The organism is Acinetobacter sp. TUM15071 (assembly GCF_008980925.1).
In the GTDB taxonomy this organism is placed as follows: Bacteria; Pseudomonadota; Gammaproteobacteria; order Pseudomonadales; family Moraxellaceae; genus Acinetobacter; species Acinetobacter dispersus.
Genome location: NZ_BKGB01000102.1, coordinates 1 through 217, shown reverse-complemented (window position 1 = coordinate 217; position 217 = coordinate 1). Strand labels below are relative to the sequence as shown.

Annotated in this window: 1 protein-coding gene; it reads right to left on the bottom strand. The window is 55.8% G+C overall.

Going from position 1 to position 217, the window contains the following annotated elements; genetic code table 11:
* On the bottom strand, positions 1-217 hold a 217-nt coding region (locus GBI66_RS19610; RefSeq protein WP_171494364.1), incomplete at both ends, for a hypothetical protein.

The following is a 217-nucleotide window of genomic DNA, read 5'->3' as shown; positions in this document are numbered from 1 at the left end:
TGGTGATGTCGACTGTGTAGCTCGCATCCGCAGTGGCGTTGCCCACGTTGCCTGCTGCATCGGTTGCTGCAATGCTGACGTTAATCACTGTGTCAGCATCAAGTACCAATTGCCCGCCGGCAACCGTCACAGCCCAGGTACCACCCGCTTGTACGGTGGTGGTTAAGTTAACGCCATTGACGTTCACGGTCACCACATCACCAACCGTGTATTCACC